This window comes from Kosakonia arachidis, assembly GCF_900116535.1.
GTDB lineage: Bacteria > Pseudomonadota > Gammaproteobacteria > Enterobacterales > Enterobacteriaceae > Kosakonia > Kosakonia arachidis.
Window position 1 is genome coordinate 998,628 of sequence record NZ_FPAU01000001.1, and the last position, 17,664, is coordinate 1,016,291.

Below are 17,664 nucleotides of genomic sequence, written 5' to 3' on the forward strand. Positions count from 1 at the left end.
GAAGAGGATGATCAACAAGAACAGCGGCAGTACGTTGAAATAGAGCGGATCGAACAGGCGTGTGTCGGTGCCCAGTGTTAAAGACCAGCGCGACAAAATGGGCGTCATTGTGGGTTAAAAGCGGGTGGCGATGATCATCAGATTGCACAAAAAATAAGCAGAACAAACCAGGCGACAATGGTGATGATTGCCGCGTTCTGGAATTTACTTGTACTCTTCATCAGCCAGTACAACCTCCCAGCTTTCCACCCAGTTAATGGCTATTTTTTGGTCCAGCGAGTGGTCAAAATCGGGATCGTCTTCGTTAAAAAATTCGCTGACCATCACCATCTTGCCGTTCTCCAGCTCAACCATTGATTCCAGCGTCATACCTTTATAATTGCGTTCGCGCACGTAGCCGATTAGACCTGCCACTTTGGCAACATCATGAATCTTTTCCACGCGCAGATCTTCCGGGCGCAGCAGCACATTGAGTCTCTGACCCTTTTTGACAGCGAAATTAACATGAATATTACATTCGCGACCTTCAATGCTTGCCTGCACGCGCGCCTCATCCAGACGTTCGAGCACTGTGGCGTTAAAGATATTGATCTCGCCAATAAAGCTGGCGACAAATAGATTTTTCGGCTCCTCGTAGATTTCGCGCGGGGTGCCGTCCTGCTCAATACGGCCATCACGCATCACCACAATACGATCGGACATGGTCAGCGCTTCTTCCTGATCGTGGGTGACGAAGACAAAGGTAATGCCGAGCTTGCGCTGCAGCGCTTTCAGTTCGTTCTGCATCTGCTTGCGTAGCTTGTAGTCGAGTGCAGAGAGGGATTCATCCAGCAGTAGCAGGCGCGGTTTATTGACCACTGCACGGGCGATAGCAACACGCTGTTGCTGGCCGCCGGAGAGTTGATGCGGTTTACGTTGGGCGAGCTCATCAAGCTGCACCATATGCAGCGCTTCGGTGACGCGCGAGAAGATTTCGCTGGCCGGCGTTTTTTGCATCCGCAGACCAAATGCCACATTTTCGAAAACGGTCATGTGCGGGAAGAGGGCGTAACTTTGAAAAACGGTGTTTACATGGCGGTGTTCTGCCGGAACGTTCGTTATCTCCTGATCATCGAGGCGGATATGACCGACATCGACGTTTTCCAGCCCGGCAATCAGGCGCAGAACAGTAGTTTTACCGCAGCCGGAGGGGCCAAGCAGGGTGAGAAATTCGCCGTTATTGATGGTGAGATTAAAATTGGTAATGACATTTTTTCCATCAAAACTTTTTCCAATACCGGCCAGTTGAACCAGTGGCGAACGCGATTGTGTATTCAATTTTTTCTCTGTCTGGTGTTTGTGCATCTGATGGCGTACTGGATGCGGGGGGAGTGATTAACCACCGTAAGGATTGTGCACGATTTAAGGGTTGGCATGCTACGGCAACGCCCTGAAATCGCCAATCATGTGAGTTTTTGCTAATCAAGTCATCACTTTCTCAACGGCATTTCCTGTGTGAGAGCAATTTTGAAAATATGCTCGTTTACGGGGTAAAGGTGACTTGACGCAATATTTATCTTTTCATGCTTACTGATAATGTTGTGACACTTTGTTGGGGGGCTTCATGGACAAATTATTAGAGCGTTTTTTACAGTACGTTTCTCTGGATACTCAATCTAAGCCCGGCGTCCGCCAGGTGCCAAGCACGGACGGTCAGTGGAAGCTCCTGCGTTTACTTCAGGCCCAACTGGAAGAGATGGGGCTGGAAAATGTGACATTAAGCGACAGAGGCACGCTAATGGCGAAGCTGCCGTCGAACGTGCAAACGCCGGTTCCGGCGATCGGTTTTATTTCCCATGTTGATACTTCTCCGGATTGCAGCGGGAAAAACGTCAACCCACAAATCCTTGAAAACTATCGTGGCGGCGATATCGCGCTCGGCGTTGGCGATGAAATTCTTTCGCCGGTGATGTTCCCGGTGCTGCATCAGTTGTTGGGGCAGACGCTGATTACCACCGACGGCAAAACGCTGCTCGGCGCGGATGATAAAGCAGGCGTCGCGGAAATCATGACCGCGCTGGCGGTGCTGAAAAAGGAAAATATTCCACACGGCGACATCTGTGTGGCATTCACTCCGGACGAGGAAGTTGGCAAAGGGGCAAAGCATTTTGACGTTGAAACTTTTGGCGCGAAATGGGCGTATACCGTCGATGGCGGCGGCGTAGGTGAACTGGAGTATGAGAACTTCAACGCCGCATCGGTGGATATCAAAATTGTCGGCAACAACGTGCATCCCGGCACGGCGAAAGGGGTGATGGTCAACGCTTTGACACTCGCCAGTAAGATCCATGCGCTGGTGCCGGAAGAGGAGAGCCCGGAACAGACGGAAGGCTATGAGGGCTTCTATCATCTGACCAGCATCAAAGGCACGGTTGAACGCGCTGATATGCATTACATCATCCGCGATTTTGATCGTAAAGCCTTTGAAGCGCGGAAACGTAAAATGATGGAGATCGCCAAAAAAGTGGGTAAAGGGCTGCATCCGGATTGCTATATCGAACTGGCGATTGAAGACAGCTACTACAACATGCGCGATAAAGTAGTGGAGTTCCCGCATATCCTGGAGGTCGCCAGGCAGGCGATGCGCGACTGCGATATCGAACCGGACATGAAACCGATTCGCGGCGGCACCGACGGCGCACAGCTCTCCTTCATGGGATTGCCGTGTCCGAATCTGTTTACCGGCGGCTATAACTACCACGGCAAGCATGAATTTGTAACGCTGGAAGGGATGGAAAAAGCGGTGCGGGTGATTGCCCGTATCGCCGGGTTGACCGCAAAAGGGCATTAACACCGTAAATGCCCGGTAGCGCTGCGCTAACCGGGCCTGGTGCAAGGGCAGGACGTTGAGTATTTTTCAGGTCGGATAAGGCACAACCGCCCTGTTTTTATTAGTCCTCGAAGAACCAGTAACCGCTGTTGACCAGCGCGGCGAGCATGGCGAGGAATGACGGGTCTTCCAGCGCATCACCAAAGTTCTCTCCGGTTAACACGACGTCGGCTGCCAGCGCATTCAGCGCCGGGCGGTGCGGCGTATCCACTTTCTCACCATTAACAAAGACATCTTCGCCAATACGCAACACGCGCAGGCCACCAAGACGCACCAGTTTGTCGCCCTGTTGCAGCGCATCATAGATTTCATCCGGCTGATACGGTGGTTCCGGCGGCGCGACATCGAGCTCATGACGCGACTGGGAAATAAACTCACCCAGCCAGTCGTTGAACTGTGCGGGCTGGTTGATTAGGTTCAGCATCATTCCACGCAACTTGTCCACCTCTTCCGGCAGAATATCTGCCGGATGCGCACGCTGCGGCACGTCCGGATCGCTGTAACGCTGGCTACCTAATTCACGCTGTAAAACGTAATCGGCAAAACCGCTGATCAATTCGCGGGCGCTTGGCGCGCGAAAACCTACTGAATAGTTAAGCGAGTTTTCCAGCGAATAGCCTTCATGCGGGAATCCCGGCGGAATATAGAGAATATCGCCCGGCTCCAGTTCTTCATCGATAATCGCCTCGAACGGATCGACCTGGAGCAAATCCGGGTGTGGACAGTGTTGTTTAAGCGACGTTTTTTCACCCACGCGCCAGCGACGACGGCCAGTGCCCTGAATAATAAACACATCGTACTGGTCGAGGTGCGGGCCTACGCCGCCGCCCGGCACTGAGAAAGAGATCATCAGATCGTCGGTACGCCAGTCGGGCAGAGCATGGAACGGACGCATCAGCGCGGCGGCAGGCTGATGCCAGTGGTTTACTGCCTGCACCAGCAGCGACCAGTTGTTTTCACCCAGATGATCATAGCTCTGGAACGGCCCGTGTCCGACCTGCCATTTGCCATCAAGATGGCTGACCAGCCGGCTGTCCACTTCATTTTCCATTGCCAGCCCGGCCAGCTCGTCAGGGCTGATGGGATCGACGAAATTTTTAATTCCGCGTTTCAGCACTACCGGGCGTTTTTGCCAGTAGCGTTGGATAAAATCTGGCCAGTTAATCTCTACATGATATTCCATATGCGTTTCCGGCAAATAATCATTGGCTGAATAAAAGATTATAGTAATGCTGATGCGCTATTTTGTCTGTGTAACAGGGGAGATAACAAGAAAAAGGGGGCGAATTCATCCCCCTTTTTGCACACGTGGTAAATGATGGCGATCAGTCACCGATGGCGCTGGTGTGCTGTCGTCCAAAAATCGCTTCCATTTTGGCCCCGCCAAGCATGCTCTCGCCAGTTAGAATTTGCCCTTCATACTGGTCAACGATCTCCCGCGCTACGGAAAGCCCGACGCCCTGACCGGGACGCAGTGTGTCGGCGCGCTGCCCGCGATCAAAAACGATTTCGCGTTTAGCAATCGGGATCCCGGGGCCATCGTCTTCAACCACAATATGCAAGGTATCTTCGGTTTGCCGGGCGGAAACTTCGACAAATTCAAGGCAGTATTTGCAGGCGTTATCCAGTAGATTGCCCATTACTTCCATAAAGTCATTCTGTTCGCCAACAAAGCTAACTTCCGGTGAGATATCGAGTGTGATATTCACCCCTTTGCGTTGATAAACCTTATTCAGCGCTGATGTGAGGCTGTCGAGCAATGGCGCAATGGGATGTAGTTCGCGGCTCAACAGGCCGCTGCTGCCTCGCATTGTCGCCCGATGCAGGTAGTAACCGATTTGCTGCGAAATACGGCTGATCTGCTCCAGCATTAAGGGTTCAGCTTCGCCAAGACTCATCTTCTCGCTGCGAAGCGATCGTAATGTGCTCTGTAATACCGCCAGCGGTGTTTTCAGGCTATGGGTGAGGTCGGTTAGTGTCGTGCGATATTTGTCGTAGCGATCGCGTTCACTCTTCAATAGGCGGTTCAGATTGCTCACCAGACTGGTCAGCTCGCGGGTGGTTTCCGGGTTGAGTTGCTCACGGTGATGCTCTTCCAGTTCGCGCACTTCCCGCGCCAGATCCTCAATAGGTCGCAGACTCCACCATGCCGCCAGCCACAGCAGTGGTACCACCAGCAACAGGTTGGCGGCCAGTACATAGATAAACCAGTTCCAGACCATATTGGAGCGGTTAAGCTCGACAGGAATGGTATCGACAACCACGATGGTCAGTTGCGGCATGCGTGCCGTAGCGGGGTAAATATTCACTGCCACGGAGTGCGTCATTTCCGAGTTGCTGTCGTCGTTGCGGATCTCTTTCAGCTCTTCCTCAATGGAATGGTCGTCATCTACCAGCGTGCTGCTGGCATCGACATCGGCTTCGATTTCGTGAAAACCGTTAGCTGTCAGCCAGTCCGGCTCGATCATCTTCTGCAACCATGGCACATTTTTCTGCGACCAGATCAGTTTATTATCTTTATCATAGATAAATGCCACCGTCGGGCTTTGCAGGTTGAGATTTTTCGGTAACTCAACGCTGAGCTGATTATTTTCCCATTTCGCCAGGGTGTAAAAGAGGCTACTTTCACCGCGCAACAGACGGAAGGTGGTTTTATCAAAGCTGACGCTATAACCCACCAGTGCCACCACACCATACGCCAGCGAGAGCACCATCACTACGGCTGCCGTGGCGAGTAAAAAGCGAACCCGCAATGACAGCGGCATGATGTGTTGCAGCAGACGCCTCATTTCGGCAATTCAAATAAATATCCCTGACCGCGCACCGTGGTGATAACGTCATTGGGATACAGCGCCTGGATTTTTTTACGCAACCGGCCCATCAGCACGTCGATGGTGTGACTTTCACGCAGTTCTGCATCGGGATAAAGCTGCAACATCAAGGAATCTTTGCTTACCACTTTGCCGCTGTTGCGGATCAGTGTTTCCATAATGGTGTATTCAAAGGCCGTGAGTTTCACTACTTCATCATTAATGGATAATTCCCGTCGTGAAAGATCAACCTGGAAAGGTGACATCGAGATCAGTTGCGAGGCCAGGCCACTGTTACGGCGCATCAATGCCTGAATGCGCGCTACTATCTCTTCAATATGGAAGGGTTTAGTGACGTAGTCGTCGGCACCCGCGCTCAGCACTTCGACTTTATCCTGCCAGCCTTCGCGGGCGGTCAGAACTAACACCGGCAGTGAAACGTCATGGCTGCGCCAGCGGCGGATCAGTGACAGGCCATCTTCATCCGGCAGACCGAGATCGACAATGGCGATGTCCGGCAGATGTTCATTCAGAAAGTAATCTGCTTCCTTTGCGTCTTCCGCCGCGTCAACCTGATGTTCCAGTTCCTGTAACTGAACTTTTAAGTGGTGGCGCAGCAGAGCATTATCTTCCACAACGAGAACGCGCATCGTCAGAACTCTCCGTATATTTTTGATTGAAATAGTTTAACGCGGATTGTCAGGCGTAGGGGATAAACATTTACTAAACCAGGAGGGAAGAAACCCTCTTTTCAAGGAAAAAAGAGGGTTAGCAGGCAGAAGAATGGATTACTTTAATTCATCAACCATGGTGATAGCACGACCGATATAGTTGGCCGGAGTCATCGCTTTCAGACGCGCTTTTTCGTCGTCCGGCAGTGCCAGGCTATCGATAAACTGCTTCATCCCTTCGGCGTCAACGCGTTTGCCTCGGGTCAGTTCTTTTAATTTTTCATACGGTTTTTCGATGCCATAACGGCGCATCACGGTCTGGATAGGCTCGGCCAGTACTTCCCAGTTGTGATCGAGTTCGTCGAGCAGACGGTCACGGTTCACTTCCAGTTTGCTCACGCCTTTCAGCGTTGACTGGTAAGAGATCAGCGCGTAACCAACGCCAACACCGAGATTACGCAGTACCGTCGAGTCGGTCAGATCGCGCTGCCAGCGGGAAATAGGCAGTTTGCTTGCCAGATGCTGTAACACGGCATTTGACAGACCGAGGTTGCCTTCGGAGTTCTCAAAGTCGATCGGGTTAACTTTGTGCGGCATGGTGGAAGAACCAATTTCGCCGGCAATAGTTTTCTGCTTGAAGTGGTTCAGCGCAACGTAGCCCCAGATATCACGGTCGAAGTCGATCAGAATAGTGTTGAAGCGCGCCATGCAGTCGAACAGCTCAGCGATATAATCATGCGGCTCAATCTGCGTGGTGTACGGGTTCCACTGGATCCCGAGCGAAGTCACGAACTCTTCGCTGAACTGATGCCAGTCCACTTCCGGATAGGCGGCGATGTGTGCGTTGTAGTTACCTACCGCGCCGTTGATTTTGCCTAGAATTTCCACCTGGTTCAGTTGGCGGAATTGACGCTCCATACGATAAGCGACGTTGGCCATCTCTTTACCCATTGTGGATGGCGTTGCCGGCTGGCCGTGGGTGCGCGAGAGCAGCGGAATATCACGGTACTGTACCGCCAGATCTTTTACCGCGTCGATGATCTTGCGCCAGTAAGGCAGGATCACTTCGTCACGGGCGGTTTTCAGCATCAGAGCATGGGAGAGGTTGTTGATATCTTCCGAGGTACAGGCAAAGTGGATAAATTCGGATACCGCGTGCAGTTCGGCAATATCGGCCACTTTCTCTTTCAGAAAATATTCGACCGCTTTGACATCGTGGTTAGTGGTGCGCTCGATAGTTTTAATGCGGGCGGCATCTTCTTCACTGAAGTCTTCGACGATTTTATCGAGGTAACCGTTTGCGTGGGCAGCAAAAGCAGGAACTTCCTTGATCGCCGCGTGCGCCGCCAGTTTTTGCAGCCAGCGTACTTCAACCTGAACACGAAATTTCAGCAAACCGAATTCGCTGAAAATCCCGCGCAGTACGCTGACTTTATCGCCGTAGCGTCCATCGACAGGGGAAACGGCGGTCAGTGAGGATAATTCCATAAGTCACAACTCCGGGAGGTTAACAATGAGCGAGAATTTGTTTGGCCTGTGTCGACAGGCGATTTCGGGAAAACATCAATTGCAGGCGGCCCCCGCCGACCTGATGCCACAGCACGGCGGCGCGGATCCCGGCGAGCAGCGTGGCGCGTACTTTTGCCTGCACCTGCGAACTTTGCAGCACGGCGGGCGAGCCAGTGACCTGAATGCGCGGCCCCAGCGGGCTGATAATGTCAATATAAATAGCAGCCATCGCGCTGAGCAGCGTCTCCGATTGCAGATCGAAATGCTCAAGCTGTCGCTGTAATCCAGCAATGCGGTTACCGAGCGTATCCATTGCGCCTTTACTGCCAGCAAGTTTACGCTCCAGTACCATCATAGAAAGAGTGTAGCGGGTTAATTCACCATTCAGACCCTGGCGACTGCTCGCGTTCAGCACACCCAGCAGCGTTTCCAGCCCGGTACGCAGGTTGGTTTCACTGCCGCCGAACACACTGAGCGTGGAGTCCGGGTTGAGATCGATAACGCTATTGAGCGAAACGTGCAGCGCGTCAGAGTCACAATGTCCCTGGTGCGCCAGTTGCTGCACCAGCCGTGCGGACTGGCAAATGCCTGCCAATGCAAGGGTAATATCGTAATAGTTCTTCGCCACACTCACTCCTTCCACTGCCCGCATCGTTAACGGCTGCGCGGGCTTTTGCCAGTCCAGTATTTACGCTAATTCGTTAAAGGGGCAGCGGCAGGCGCTGCTCAATGATGCCGCCACCAAGGCAGACTTCGCCGAGATAAAAAACAGCGGATTGCCCCGGCGTGACGGCCGCAACCGGCGCATCAAAACGCACCTCAATGCGCTCGTTGTCCAGCACCGTGACAGTGCAGGGAATATCTTCCTGACGGTAACGGGTTTTCACCGTGCAGCGCAGGGTTCCTTGCAGCGGTTCGCGATTGACCCAGTGCAACTGCTGGGCAATCAGCCCGACAGACATCAGACGCGGATGTTCGTGACCCTGTGCGACGATGAGGATATTGTTTTCCACATCTTTATCAACCACGTACCACGGCTCTTCGCTACCTTCTTTGGTGCCGCCGATCCCCAGACCTTTGCGCTGGCCGAGGGTGTGGTACATCAGCCCTTGGTGCTCGCCAATCTCTTCACCGTCGACGGTGAGGATTTTGCCCGGCTGGGCTGGCAGGTAACGACCGAGGAATTCGCGGAATTTACGTTCGCCGATAAAACAGATACCCGTAGAGTCTTTTTTCTTCGCGGTCGCCAGGTCGAGTTCTTCGGCGATTTTACGCACTTGTGGTTTTTCCAGCTCGCCGACCGGGAACAGACTCTGGGCGATTTGCTCATGGCCCAGCGTATACAGGAAGTAGCTCTGATCCTTGTTGCCATCAAGGCCGCGCAGCAGCCGACTTTTGCCGTCAATGTCGGCACGACGCACATAGTGACCAGTGGCAATGTAGTCTGCGCCCAGATCTTCAGCAGCAAACTCAAGGAAGGCTTTAAATTTGATCTCTTTGTTGCAGAGAATATCCGGGTTCGGCGTCCGTCCGGCTTTATATTCAGCCAGGAAATGTTCGAACACGTTGTCCCAGTATTCTGCGGCAAAGTTAACCGTGTGAAGCTCAATGCCGAGCTTGTCGCAAACGGCCTGCGCGTCGGCCAGATCCGCCGCCGCGGTGCAGTATTCCTCGCCGTCATCCTCTTCCCAGTTCTTCATGAACAGGCCTTCCACCTTATAACCTTGTTGCTGTAACAGGTAAGCGGAAACGGAAGAGTCGACACCGCCGGACATGCCGACGATCACTTTTTTTGGGCTATCAGACATAGAATACTCACGACTAAGAACTTCAGGGCGGCGTATTCTATCACGGGCTGGCAGCGCAGGCACCCCTTTGTGCCCATTCATGTTGTGGATGTGTTGCGATAAGGCACACAGCGGCCGTTTATACGGTGAACGGCCAGTTAAATTCACCGACTAACGCTAGCGGATAGCGCTCCCCGCGCTGCCAGCTACGGATGCTCTCCGCGACCAGTGGCGAGCGCAAATTTGACGCCTGTAAAATCTCTTCGGCAGTCACCCACAGGCAGCGATCGATATCGCTGTCGTGCGGCTCAGTGGCGCACATTTCGTCAAGCTCGATGGCAAACAGAAAACGCAGAAACGGGGTTTTGTCCGGGGCGATCCAGTGGTGCATGCGGATAAACTGCTGCGGCTCGGCGCGGATCCCGGTCTCTTCCCACAGCTCGCGTTTTGCCGCCTGAATGAGGGTTTCGTCAGCTTCAAGATGGCCGGCAGGCTGATTCCATAGTACTTTGCCGTTGATTGTCTCTTCTACAACGAGAAATTTACCGGCGGCGTGAACCACGCAGGCGACGGTAATATGGGGTTTAAACATAGCTGGCTCCCTGGTAAGCGTCACGCCACTCGCCATTGGCGAGGTTATCCAGCGTGTAATTCCCCATAGCGTAGCGGATGAGACGCAGAGTGGGAAATCCAACATGGGCGGTCATGCGACGTACCTGGCGGTTGCGCCCTTCATATAGCGTAATTTTCAGCCAGGCGGTGGGGATCGATTTGCGCTCGCGGATTGGCGGATTACGCGGCCATAGCCAGTCTGGCTCATTGACCAGCTCAATACCTGCAGGCAGGGTTGGGCCGTCATTGAGGGTGACGCCACTGCGCAGCGCGGCGATGGCCTCGTCAGTCGGTTCCCCTTCCACCTGCACGTAATAAATTTTGCCGGTACGTTTGCCTGGCTGGGTAAGACTTGCCTGCAGCGCGCCATCGTTGGTCAATACCAGCAGCCCTTCGCTGTCACGATCAAGACGACCGGCGGCATACACGCCCTGGACCGGAATAAAATCTTTCAGCGTGCTGCGTCCGTCTTCGTCGGTAAACTGTGCCAAAACATCGTAGGGTTTATTGAACAAAATAACGCGTTTTGGTTGGCTTTGCCCGGAAGGTTTAGACGCTTGTCGCGAGCTGAATCGCTCAACCCGGTGATTTCTAAAAGAAGTTTTCTTCATGGTATTTTCAGTAGTTATCAATTCCCGCATTATAACGGAATAACGATTGCCTTTCATGGAGCCTGAGTATCGGTTAGTATTGACGGGCTCATTACAATTTATTAACAAAAAACGGTTTGCTCTGTGTGATTCAGATAACAGGTGAACGGACGAAGTCTGAGCGCCCCGGCATGAAGTCAGCGAGCAAACAACCAGAAGTGCTCGAAGGAGAGGTGAATGGAAAGCAAAGTAGTTGTTCCGGCGGAAGGTAAAAAGATCACCCTGCAAAATGGCAAGCTCAACGTTCCGAATGACCCGATTATCCCGTTCATTGAAGGTGACGGTATCGGTGTTGACGTTACCCCGGCGATGCTGAAAGTGGTGGATGCCGCTGTGGAGAAAGCCTACAAAGGCGAGCGTAAAATTTCCTGGATGGAAATTTATACCGGCGAGAAATCGACCCACGTTTATGGCCAGGACGTCTGGTTGCCGCCTGAAACACTTGATCTGATTCGTGAATACCGCGTTGCAATTAAAGGCCCTTTGACCACGCCAGTTGGCGGCGGAATCCGTTCCCTGAACGTTGCGCTGCGCCAGGAGCTGGACCTTTATATCTGCCTGCGCCCGGTTCGTTACTACGAGGGCACCCCAAGCCCGGTTAAACACCCGGAACTGACTGACATGGTCATCTTCCGTGAAAACGCTGAAGACATTTACGCCGGTATCGAATGGAAAGCGGACTCTGCTGACGCAGAAAAAGTGATTAAATTCCTGCGCGAAGAAATGGGCGTGAAGAAAATTCGCTTCCCGGAACATTGCGGTATTGGCATCAAACCGTGTTCCGAAGAGGGCACCAAACGTCTGGTGCGCGCCGCGATTGAATATGCGATCGCCAACGACCGCGATTCCGTGACGCTGGTTCACAAAGGCAACATCATGAAGTTCACCGAAGGCGCGTTCAAAGACTGGGGTTACCAGTTGGCTCGCGAAGAGTTCGGCGGCGAACTGATCGACGGTGGCCCGTGGCAGAAAATCAAAAACCCGAAAACCGGCAAAGAGATCATCATCAAAGATGTGATCGCTGATGCATTCCTGCAACAGATCCTGCTGCGTCCGGCTGAATATGACGTTATTGCCTGTATGAACCTGAACGGTGACTACATCTCTGACGCACTGGCTGCTCAGGTTGGCGGTATCGGTATTGCGCCTGGCGCGAACATTGGTGACGAATGTGCTCTGTTTGAAGCGACCCACGGCACGGCACCGAAATATGCGGGTCAGGACAAAGTGAACCCGGGTTCTGTGATCCTTTCCGCTGAGATGATGCTGCGTCACATGGGCTGGGTTGAAGCGGCTGACCTGATCGTCAAAGGCATGAGCGGCGCGATTAACGCCAAAACCGTGACCTACGATTTTGAACGTCTGATGGAAGGCGCTAAGCTGCTGAAATGTTCAGAGTTTGGCGACGCGATCATCGCGAACATGTAATCCGCTTTGCGGGTTAAACAAGAACGGGAGCCAGATGGTTTCCGTTTTTTATTGCTAACTGAAAAACACGTTCTATGGGCGTGTTTTTCGGCTTTTTGGCTCTGCCAGTAATAGTGGGAAAAGAAAGTGGAGGCCCTCCAGCCGGTGCCATAAAACATAAAATTTTTTCACCACCGTAACCATCTCACACCAAAAGAAAACCAGCTAAAAATGTGTTGATGTTAAGCGAAGCGGGCTTGATCATCTGCATCGATGAATATACTGTATATAAAAACAGTATTTAGCAGGACTACACTATGCAGCTCATCAAACCCGCAGATTTTCCGCGCGCCGTTGTCGCGCTACCCCTTTTCAGCGACCTTGTTCAGTGCGGCTTTCCCAGTCCGGCAGCAGATTATGTTGAGCAGCGGATTGACCTTAACGAGCTACTTGTACAACATCCCTGCGCGACGTATTTCGTCAGGGCGGCAGGGGATTCCATGATTGATGGCGGAATCAGCGATGGCGATCTTCTTGTCGTTGACAGTTCCCGTACCGCCCGGCATGGCGACATTGTGATCGCAGCAGTAGACGGCGCATTCACCGTGAAGCGTCTTCAGCTCAGACCCTCCCTTCAGCTTAACCCAATGAATCCCGCATACAGCCCGATCCGGGTGACGAGTGAAGACACGCTCGACATCTTCGGTGTCGTGACTTTTATCGTCAAAGCAGTGGGCTGATTATGTTTGCGCTGTGCGATGTGAACAGCTTCTATGCGTCGTGTGAAACCATTTTTCGACCGGATTTGAAAGGGCGACCTGTCGTCGTTTTATCGAATAACGACGGTTGCGTGATTTCCCGCAGCGCGGAAGCGAAGCCTTTTGTGTCCATGGGTGAGCCTTATTTCAGACAGAAAGAGGCATTCCGGCGCCACGGCATTGTGGCGTTCAGCAGTAATTACGAGCTGTACGCGGACATGTCTAATCGCGTGATGACGACGCTGGAAGAGATGAGCCCGCGCGTGGAAATATACTCCATTGATGAGGCCTTTTGTGACCTTACTGGCGTGCGGAATTGCCGCGATTTAACTGACTTCGGGCATGAGGTTCGGGCCACCGTGCTGAAACGTGCCCATCTGACGGTCGGCGTTGGCATCGCACAAACCAAAACCCTGGCGAAGCTGGCCAACCACGCCGCCAAAAAGTGGCAGCGGCAGACCGGCGGAGTGGTCGATTTGTCGAACCAGGCGCGCCAGCGAAGGCTGATGGCAATGCTTCCGGTTGAAGAAGTCTGGGGTGTAGGCCGTCGTCTTTCAAAAAAGCTCGACGCCATGGGTATCAAAACGGCACTGGATTTGGCTGACAGCGATATCCGGTTTATCCGTAAGCACTTCAGCGTCGTTCTGGAGAGGACAGTCCGGGAGCTTCGCGGCGAGCCATGTCTCGAGTTGGAGGAGTTCGCGCCAGCAAAACAGGAAGTTGTCTGCTCCCGTTCGTTTGGCGGTTGCATTACCGGTTACGAGGATATGCGACAGGCAATATGCAGCTACGCCAGCCGGGCGGCGGAAAAGCTGCGTGGTGAGCATCAGTACTGCCGGTTTATCTCCGTATTTGTTAAGACCAGCCCGTTTGCATTAAACAAGCCGTATTATGGCAACAGCGCATCTGTAAAGCTCCTCACGCCCACGCAGGACAGCAGGGGCATCATTGGTGCGGCCACACGCTGCCTGGATGCGATCTGGAAAGAGGGTCATCACTACCAGAAAGCGGGGGTAATGCTCGGCGATTTTTTCAGTCAGGGTGTCGCGCAGCTCAATCTATTCGATGACAACGCGCCGCGGGCGAACAGTGAAAAGCTGATGGACGTTCTGGATCAGCTCAACGCAAAAGACGGGCGGGGCACGTTGTATTTTGCCGGGCAGGGTATACAACCCCCATGGCAGATGAAGAGCAATCTGCTATCGCCACGGTACACCACAAGGTATTCAGATCTTCTTAGGGTCCGATGAGCTTTATCAGTTAACGTGGTCTGCTATGTGCCAGGCGGAAGTTGCTCGTTTCAGCCTGGGTTAATAAACGGGGAGCAGATCAAGCTGATCTGCTCCCGTGTTGCTGAGGCATTTACTTTTTCGGGGAGATTTTGCGGCGCAGGTAATTAGCCGCCAGGGCCGCGATAAGGCCGCACAGGCTCATCAGCAGCCAGGCTGTACGGAAGGATTCAGGTGCATCAGCCTTACCGCTTAGCGCAACAAAAAGCGCCACGCCGATTGCCGCACCAATCTGGCGTGAGGTGTTGATGAGCCCTGTTCCTGTCGAATACATATGGGCCGGAAGCCCGGAAACTGCTCCTGCCATAAAGCCCGTCTGCGCGATACCCGCACCGAGTCCGGTCATAATCAGGCCGGGCAAATAGTCCAGTAACCAGGCATCACCAGTATGGTTACTAAGCGTAAAAAACCACCATAGTCCGCTCAGGAAGTACAGTACGGAGCCTGCGACAGCAAGGTTCTGCGGGCTGGCCTTTACCCTCCCGATAAGCAGAGAGGCGACAACGGCGGTACCGGGTCCCGCAGCAAAAGCAAGACCTGCCTGCGCGGCGGTCAGGTGCCATGCCTGGGTCAGGAACATCGTGCCGCCAAGTAACATAACGGCAAAACTCATATAAAAACATCCCATGCCTATTGTTGCCGTTGTGAAAGCCCGGGAATGGAAGAGGCTCAGGTCGAGAAGAGGACGGGAGGATTTCAGGCAGTGGTACACAAATACCGTCAGGACGACGATGGCTCCCACACTGCCCGTGAGAATACCGGCTTCATGGGTGGCCCATTCCGAAGTGTGAGCGATGGTGGCGGTGAGAAGGGCTATTCCTGTCGTCAGGAGTACGCTTCCCGTGATGTCGGGTGCAGGCCCGGTATGCGGTGCACTTTCTTTCAGGTATCGGGTACATATGAGAGCCCCAATCACGATTGGCACGTTGATGAAGAAAAGCAGATGCCAGTCAGCCTGTACCAGAACACCCCCCAGGACAGGACCGGCCGCTGCCGCAACCGAGCCGGTGGCTGCCCAGAAGCCGATCACCTGCTTATGCTTCTCCTGAGGATATGCACTCAGTAGTAGCCCAAGGCTTGTCGGGATGAGCATGGCCGCTGCAAACCCCTGTATTGCTCGTGCGGCGATGAGTATCCAGAGCGTGGGTGCTAGCCCACAGAGCAGACTCGACAGACCAAACAGGGCCAGACCTACCGAGAAGATGGTCCGTCGACCGTACCGGTCGGCAAAACGACCACTCAGCACCAGCGTTGAGGCAAAACAGACGGAGAAGATCGTCAGAATCAGTGACAGCGTGGCCTCGGGTTGCCCGGGAAAACTTCGGCTGATCGACGGGAAGGCAAGGTTGACGACAAATAAGTCCAGTGAGCTCAGGATGCTGCCCAGTCCGATTGAAAGCAGACCTGCCGGGTGAATACGTGATGGTGAACTCGCTGTTATGGTTGATGAATTAAGGGCCATTGTTCCTCTCTGAATAAAGCGCTACCCACTGACTGCAGGTATAACAATATACGTGTATATACCCGCATATGGCGACGAGCGTCAATGCTTTCCAACCTGCAGAACAATAAACCTTCGCTTTCAGCCATGAAGTCTCTGCATCAGATGATTCTCTTCCGGCATCGCTTTCTGGACTCAGGTATAATGTGGGTATATGCTCGTAAACCCCTTTTGTTATCTGAACTTGATATGGGCACTGGATATGAGTTCTCCCTGCTACTGTAAAAATCTGCGTGATTTCACACGTAAGATGACCGCGATTTACGACGCCGAGCTGGATGCCTATGGCATCAATATTGCGCAGTATTCGTTGATGAGGCTGGTGATAAACAATAGTCCCGTAAGCCTTACCCGGCTCGGTGATATCGCCGGGCTGGATCGTTCTACGGTAGGACGAAACGTCACCGTTCTGGCGCGTCAGGGGTGGTTGCAGGTCGACCGTGATGGTATGGACAAAAGGCAGCAGCAGGTCTCCATCACCCCTGAAGGTGAAGCGCTCATCAGAGAAGCCTTTCCGGCCTGGCAGCGCTGCCAGCACATCATTGAAGAACGTCTTGGCGCGGACAACGTCAGGGCGCTGCAGCACATTTTTCACCAAATCTGAATTGCAGGTTGCCAGCTTAAAAGAATAAAATGACATATGGGTATATACCCGTATATATGAATCTATTTTAAAGACCAAATAAATCATTAACATAAGTAAGAGGTGGCAATGTGAAATATCAGATCCTTGGCAATACGGGCGTTAGAGTCTCCTCAGTGGCCCTGGGAACGGCAAATTTTGGCATGCGGTGGGGGTACGGCGCATCATTAGACGAAAGTCGGGCGATTTTAGATGCTTTTGAAGCGGATGGCGGTAACTTTATAGATACGGCTGATGTGTATCAGTTCGGTGAATCGGAAGAGTTTCTGGGGGCCCTCCTTCAGGGACGCAGAGAAAATTTCTTTCTCGCGACAAAATATTCGAGCGGCGCATCTAAAGTGGCCGGCGGGCTGGTTACAGGCAACAGTCGTCGGGCGATGGTGTCCTCGGTGGAGTCGAGCCTGAAGCGGCTTAAAACCGATCGTATCGATTTATACTGGGTTCATCATCCTGACGATATCACGCCGTCAGAAGAACTGGTCCGGGGACTTGAAGATCTATCCAGAGCCGGAAAAATTCTTTACGCCGGTTTGTCCAATTTTTCGGCCTGGCGGCTGGCACGCGCAGCAACGCTTGCCGAACTGTATCACGCGGTGCCCATTGTCGCCTCTCAGTTCCAGTACAGTCTGGTTTCACGTCAACCCGAACGTGACATGCTGAAAGCCTGCAGAGCGCTGCAGATAACCCCCATAACCTGGTCCCCGCTGGGCGGTGGAATGCTCACCGGCAAATACCGTGCCGGTGAAAAAGGCAGGGCAGAAGGGATGGGGGGAAAAGTATTCCAGGCGGAAAACAACGAACAGCGGAGCGCCATTCTCGACGAAGTTCTGGCTATTGCCGCTGAAACCGGGGCAAGCCCCGACCAGGTGGCTATTGCCTGGGTTGCTGCACAGCAATGTATCCCTATTATCGGCCCCCGGACGCAGGCGCAGTACGTCAGTAATGTGGGGTTTTCAGGGTTGAATCTCACAGAGGCACAAATCGACAGGCTGAACAGCGTCAGCCAGTTTGACAATGACATTAAAACGGCCCCCGTGCAGGCATTACTGGATCAGGTTATACCAGGTAAACCAGTGGCATAACATGAGGACTATGGTCTGGGGAATAAACTGACATCAGAACTGTTGTCAGTTTATCCGACCGAAGTGACTGGAACAG

The 17,664-nt window shown here is 53.1% G+C and carries 16 protein-coding genes and 1 pseudogene; 6 read left to right on the forward strand and 11 right to left on the reverse strand.

Translation table 11 applies throughout. From position 1 onward, the window contains the following. Nucleotides 1-27 precede the first annotated feature (27 nt). Nucleotides 28-221 (reverse strand): annotated as a pseudogene (gene potB / locus BM427_RS26435) (spermidine/putrescine ABC transporter permease PotB); the annotation flags it as partial. After that, complete coding sequence (potA, locus tag BM427_RS04830; RefSeq protein WP_090119697.1) at nt 205-1,344, reverse strand: spermidine/putrescine ABC transporter ATP-binding protein PotA; 1,140 nt, start codon at nt 1,342-1,344, stop codon at nt 205-207. The gene potA and the pseudogene potB, both read right to left, overlap by 17 nt. Nucleotides 1,345-1,603: 259 nt before the next feature. On the opposite strand from potA, the gene pepT reads away from it, so the two are divergent. Further along, nucleotides 1,604-2,830, forward strand: a complete 1,227-nt coding sequence (gene pepT, locus BM427_RS04835) for a peptidase T (RefSeq protein WP_090119699.1) — start codon at nt 1,604-1,606, stop codon at nt 2,828-2,830. Nucleotides 2,831-2,930: 100 nt separating this feature from the next. Here the strand turns inward: pepT and BM427_RS04840 are convergent, their stop codons facing one another. The 8 genes from BM427_RS04840 to rluE all read right to left on the reverse strand — a co-directional run bounded on the left by BM427_RS04840 (nt 2,931) and on the right by rluE (nt 10,899). Further along, nucleotides 2,931-4,052: a ribosomal protein uL16 3-hydroxylase gene (locus BM427_RS04840; RefSeq protein ID WP_090119701.1), complete on the reverse strand. Its 1,122-nt coding sequence runs from the start codon at nt 4,050-4,052 to the stop codon at nt 2,931-2,933. Nucleotides 4,053-4,194: 142 nt separating this feature from the next. After that, nucleotides 4,195-5,658: a two-component system sensor histidine kinase PhoQ gene (phoQ, locus tag BM427_RS04845; protein WP_090119702.1), complete on the reverse strand. Its 1,464-nt coding sequence runs from the start codon at nt 5,656-5,658 to the stop codon at nt 4,195-4,197. Beyond that, nucleotides 5,655-6,329: a two-component system response regulator PhoP gene (gene phoP, locus BM427_RS04850; protein WP_090119704.1), complete on the reverse strand. Its 675-nt coding sequence runs from the start codon at nt 6,327-6,329 to the stop codon at nt 5,655-5,657. The genes phoQ and phoP overlap by 4 nt, the downstream gene beginning before the upstream one ends. A gap of 138 nt (nt 6,330-6,467) precedes the next feature. Further along, nucleotides 6,468-7,838: an adenylosuccinate lyase gene (purB, locus tag BM427_RS04855; RefSeq protein WP_090119706.1), complete on the reverse strand. Its 1,371-nt coding sequence runs from the start codon at nt 7,836-7,838 to the stop codon at nt 6,468-6,470. 19 nt (nt 7,839-7,857) lie between these two features. Further along, nucleotides 7,858-8,487 carry a high frequency lysogenization protein HflD gene (hflD, locus tag BM427_RS04860; protein ID WP_090119707.1) on the reverse strand — a complete coding sequence of 210 codons (630 nt, stop codon included), beginning with the start codon at nt 8,485-8,487 and terminating at the stop codon, nt 7,858-7,860. Nucleotides 8,488-8,560: 73 nt separating this feature from the next. Next, on the reverse strand, nt 8,561-9,667 hold the full coding sequence (mnmA, locus tag BM427_RS04865; protein ID WP_090119709.1) for a tRNA 2-thiouridine(34) synthase MnmA: 1,107 nt from the start codon (nt 9,665-9,667) through the stop codon (nt 8,561-8,563). A gap of 118 nt (nt 9,668-9,785) precedes the next feature. After that, entirely contained in the window at nt 9,786-10,238 is a 453-nt protein-coding gene (locus BM427_RS04870) for an NUDIX hydrolase (protein ID WP_090119711.1), read from the reverse strand. Continuing rightward, complete coding sequence (rluE, locus tag BM427_RS04875) at nt 10,231-10,899, reverse strand: 23S rRNA pseudouridine(2457) synthase RluE (RefSeq protein ID WP_090120680.1); 669 nt, start codon at nt 10,897-10,899, stop codon at nt 10,231-10,233. The genes BM427_RS04870 and rluE overlap by 8 nt, the downstream gene beginning before the upstream one ends. 186 nt (nt 10,900-11,085) lie before the next feature. Between rluE and icd the strand changes: the two genes are divergently transcribed. From icd to BM427_RS04895, 3 genes are all read left to right on the forward strand, one after another. After that, complete coding sequence (icd, locus tag BM427_RS04885) at nt 11,086-12,336, forward strand: NADP-dependent isocitrate dehydrogenase (protein ID WP_090119713.1); 1,251 nt, start codon at nt 11,086-11,088, stop codon at nt 12,334-12,336. Nucleotides 12,337-12,632: 296 nt separating this feature from the next. Continuing rightward, nucleotides 12,633-13,055, forward strand: coding sequence for a translesion error-prone DNA polymerase V autoproteolytic subunit (locus BM427_RS04890; RefSeq protein WP_090119714.1), 423 nt, complete (start codon nt 12,633-12,635; stop codon nt 13,053-13,055). Nucleotides 13,056-13,057: 2 nt separating this feature from the next. Further along, a complete protein-coding gene (locus tag BM427_RS04895) occupies nt 13,058-14,323 on the forward strand; it encodes a Y-family DNA polymerase (protein ID WP_090119716.1) in 1,266 nt (421 codons plus the stop codon). A gap of 112 nt (nt 14,324-14,435) precedes the next feature. Here BM427_RS04895 and BM427_RS04900 read toward each other — a convergent pair whose 3' ends face one another. Further along, nucleotides 14,436-15,824: an MFS transporter gene (locus tag BM427_RS04900; RefSeq protein ID WP_090119717.1), complete on the reverse strand. Its 1,389-nt coding sequence runs from the start codon at nt 15,822-15,824 to the stop codon at nt 14,436-14,438. A gap of 241 nt (nt 15,825-16,065) precedes the next feature. Between BM427_RS04900 and BM427_RS04905 the strand changes: the two genes are divergently transcribed. Together BM427_RS04905 and BM427_RS04910 are read left to right on the forward strand one after the other, a co-directional pair. Then, nucleotides 16,066-16,467: a MarR family winged helix-turn-helix transcriptional regulator gene (locus BM427_RS04905; RefSeq protein WP_090120682.1), complete on the forward strand. Its 402-nt coding sequence runs from the start codon at nt 16,066-16,068 to the stop codon at nt 16,465-16,467. Between the two features lie 110 nt (nt 16,468-16,577). Next, complete coding sequence (locus BM427_RS04910; protein WP_090119719.1) at nt 16,578-17,588, forward strand: aldo/keto reductase; 1,011 nt, start codon at nt 16,578-16,580, stop codon at nt 17,586-17,588. Nucleotides 17,589-17,664: the final 76 nt, after the last annotated feature.

Bases quoted from the DNA above. Each gene is read 5' to 3' on its own strand.
- BM427_RS04905 (WP_090120682.1), top strand. From the start codon at position 16,066: ATGAGTTCTCCCTGCTACTGTAAAAATCTGCGTGATTTCACACGTAAG.
- BM427_RS04895 (WP_090119716.1), top strand. From the start codon at position 13,058: ATGTTTGCGCTGTGCGATGTGAACAGCTTCTATGCGTCGTGTGAAACC.
- BM427_RS04870 (WP_090119711.1), bottom strand. From the start codon at position 10,238: ATGTTTAAACCCCATATTACCGTCGCCTGCGTGGTTCACGCCGCCGGT.
- phoQ (WP_090119702.1), bottom strand. From the start codon at position 5,658: ATGAGGCGTCTGCTGCAACACATCATGCCGCTGTCATTGCGGGTTCGC.
- phoP (WP_090119704.1), bottom strand. From the start codon at position 6,329: ATGCGCGTTCTCGTTGTGGAAGATAATGCTCTGCTGCGCCACCACTTA.
- BM427_RS04900 (WP_090119717.1), bottom strand. From the start codon at position 15,824: ATGGCCCTTAATTCATCAACCATAACAGCGAGTTCACCATCACGTATT.
- mnmA (WP_090119709.1), bottom strand. From the start codon at position 9,667: ATGTCTGATAGCCCAAAAAAAGTGATCGTCGGCATGTCCGGCGGTGTC.
- icd (WP_090119713.1), top strand. From the start codon at position 11,086: ATGGAAAGCAAAGTAGTTGTTCCGGCGGAAGGTAAAAAGATCACCCTG.
- potA (WP_090119697.1), bottom strand. From the start codon at position 1,344: ATGCACAAACACCAGACAGAGAAAAAATTGAATACACAATCGCGTTCG.
- rluE (WP_090120680.1), bottom strand. From the start codon at position 10,899: ATGCGGGAATTGATAACTACTGAAAATACCATGAAGAAAACTTCTTTT.
- purB (WP_090119706.1), bottom strand. From the start codon at position 7,838: ATGGAATTATCCTCACTGACCGCCGTTTCCCCTGTCGATGGACGCTAC.
- BM427_RS04890 (WP_090119714.1), top strand. From the start codon at position 12,633: ATGCAGCTCATCAAACCCGCAGATTTTCCGCGCGCCGTTGTCGCGCTA.
- pepT (WP_090119699.1), top strand. From the start codon at position 1,604: ATGGACAAATTATTAGAGCGTTTTTTACAGTACGTTTCTCTGGATACT.
- BM427_RS04840 (WP_090119701.1), bottom strand. From the start codon at position 4,052: ATGGAATATCATGTAGAGATTAACTGGCCAGATTTTATCCAACGCTAC.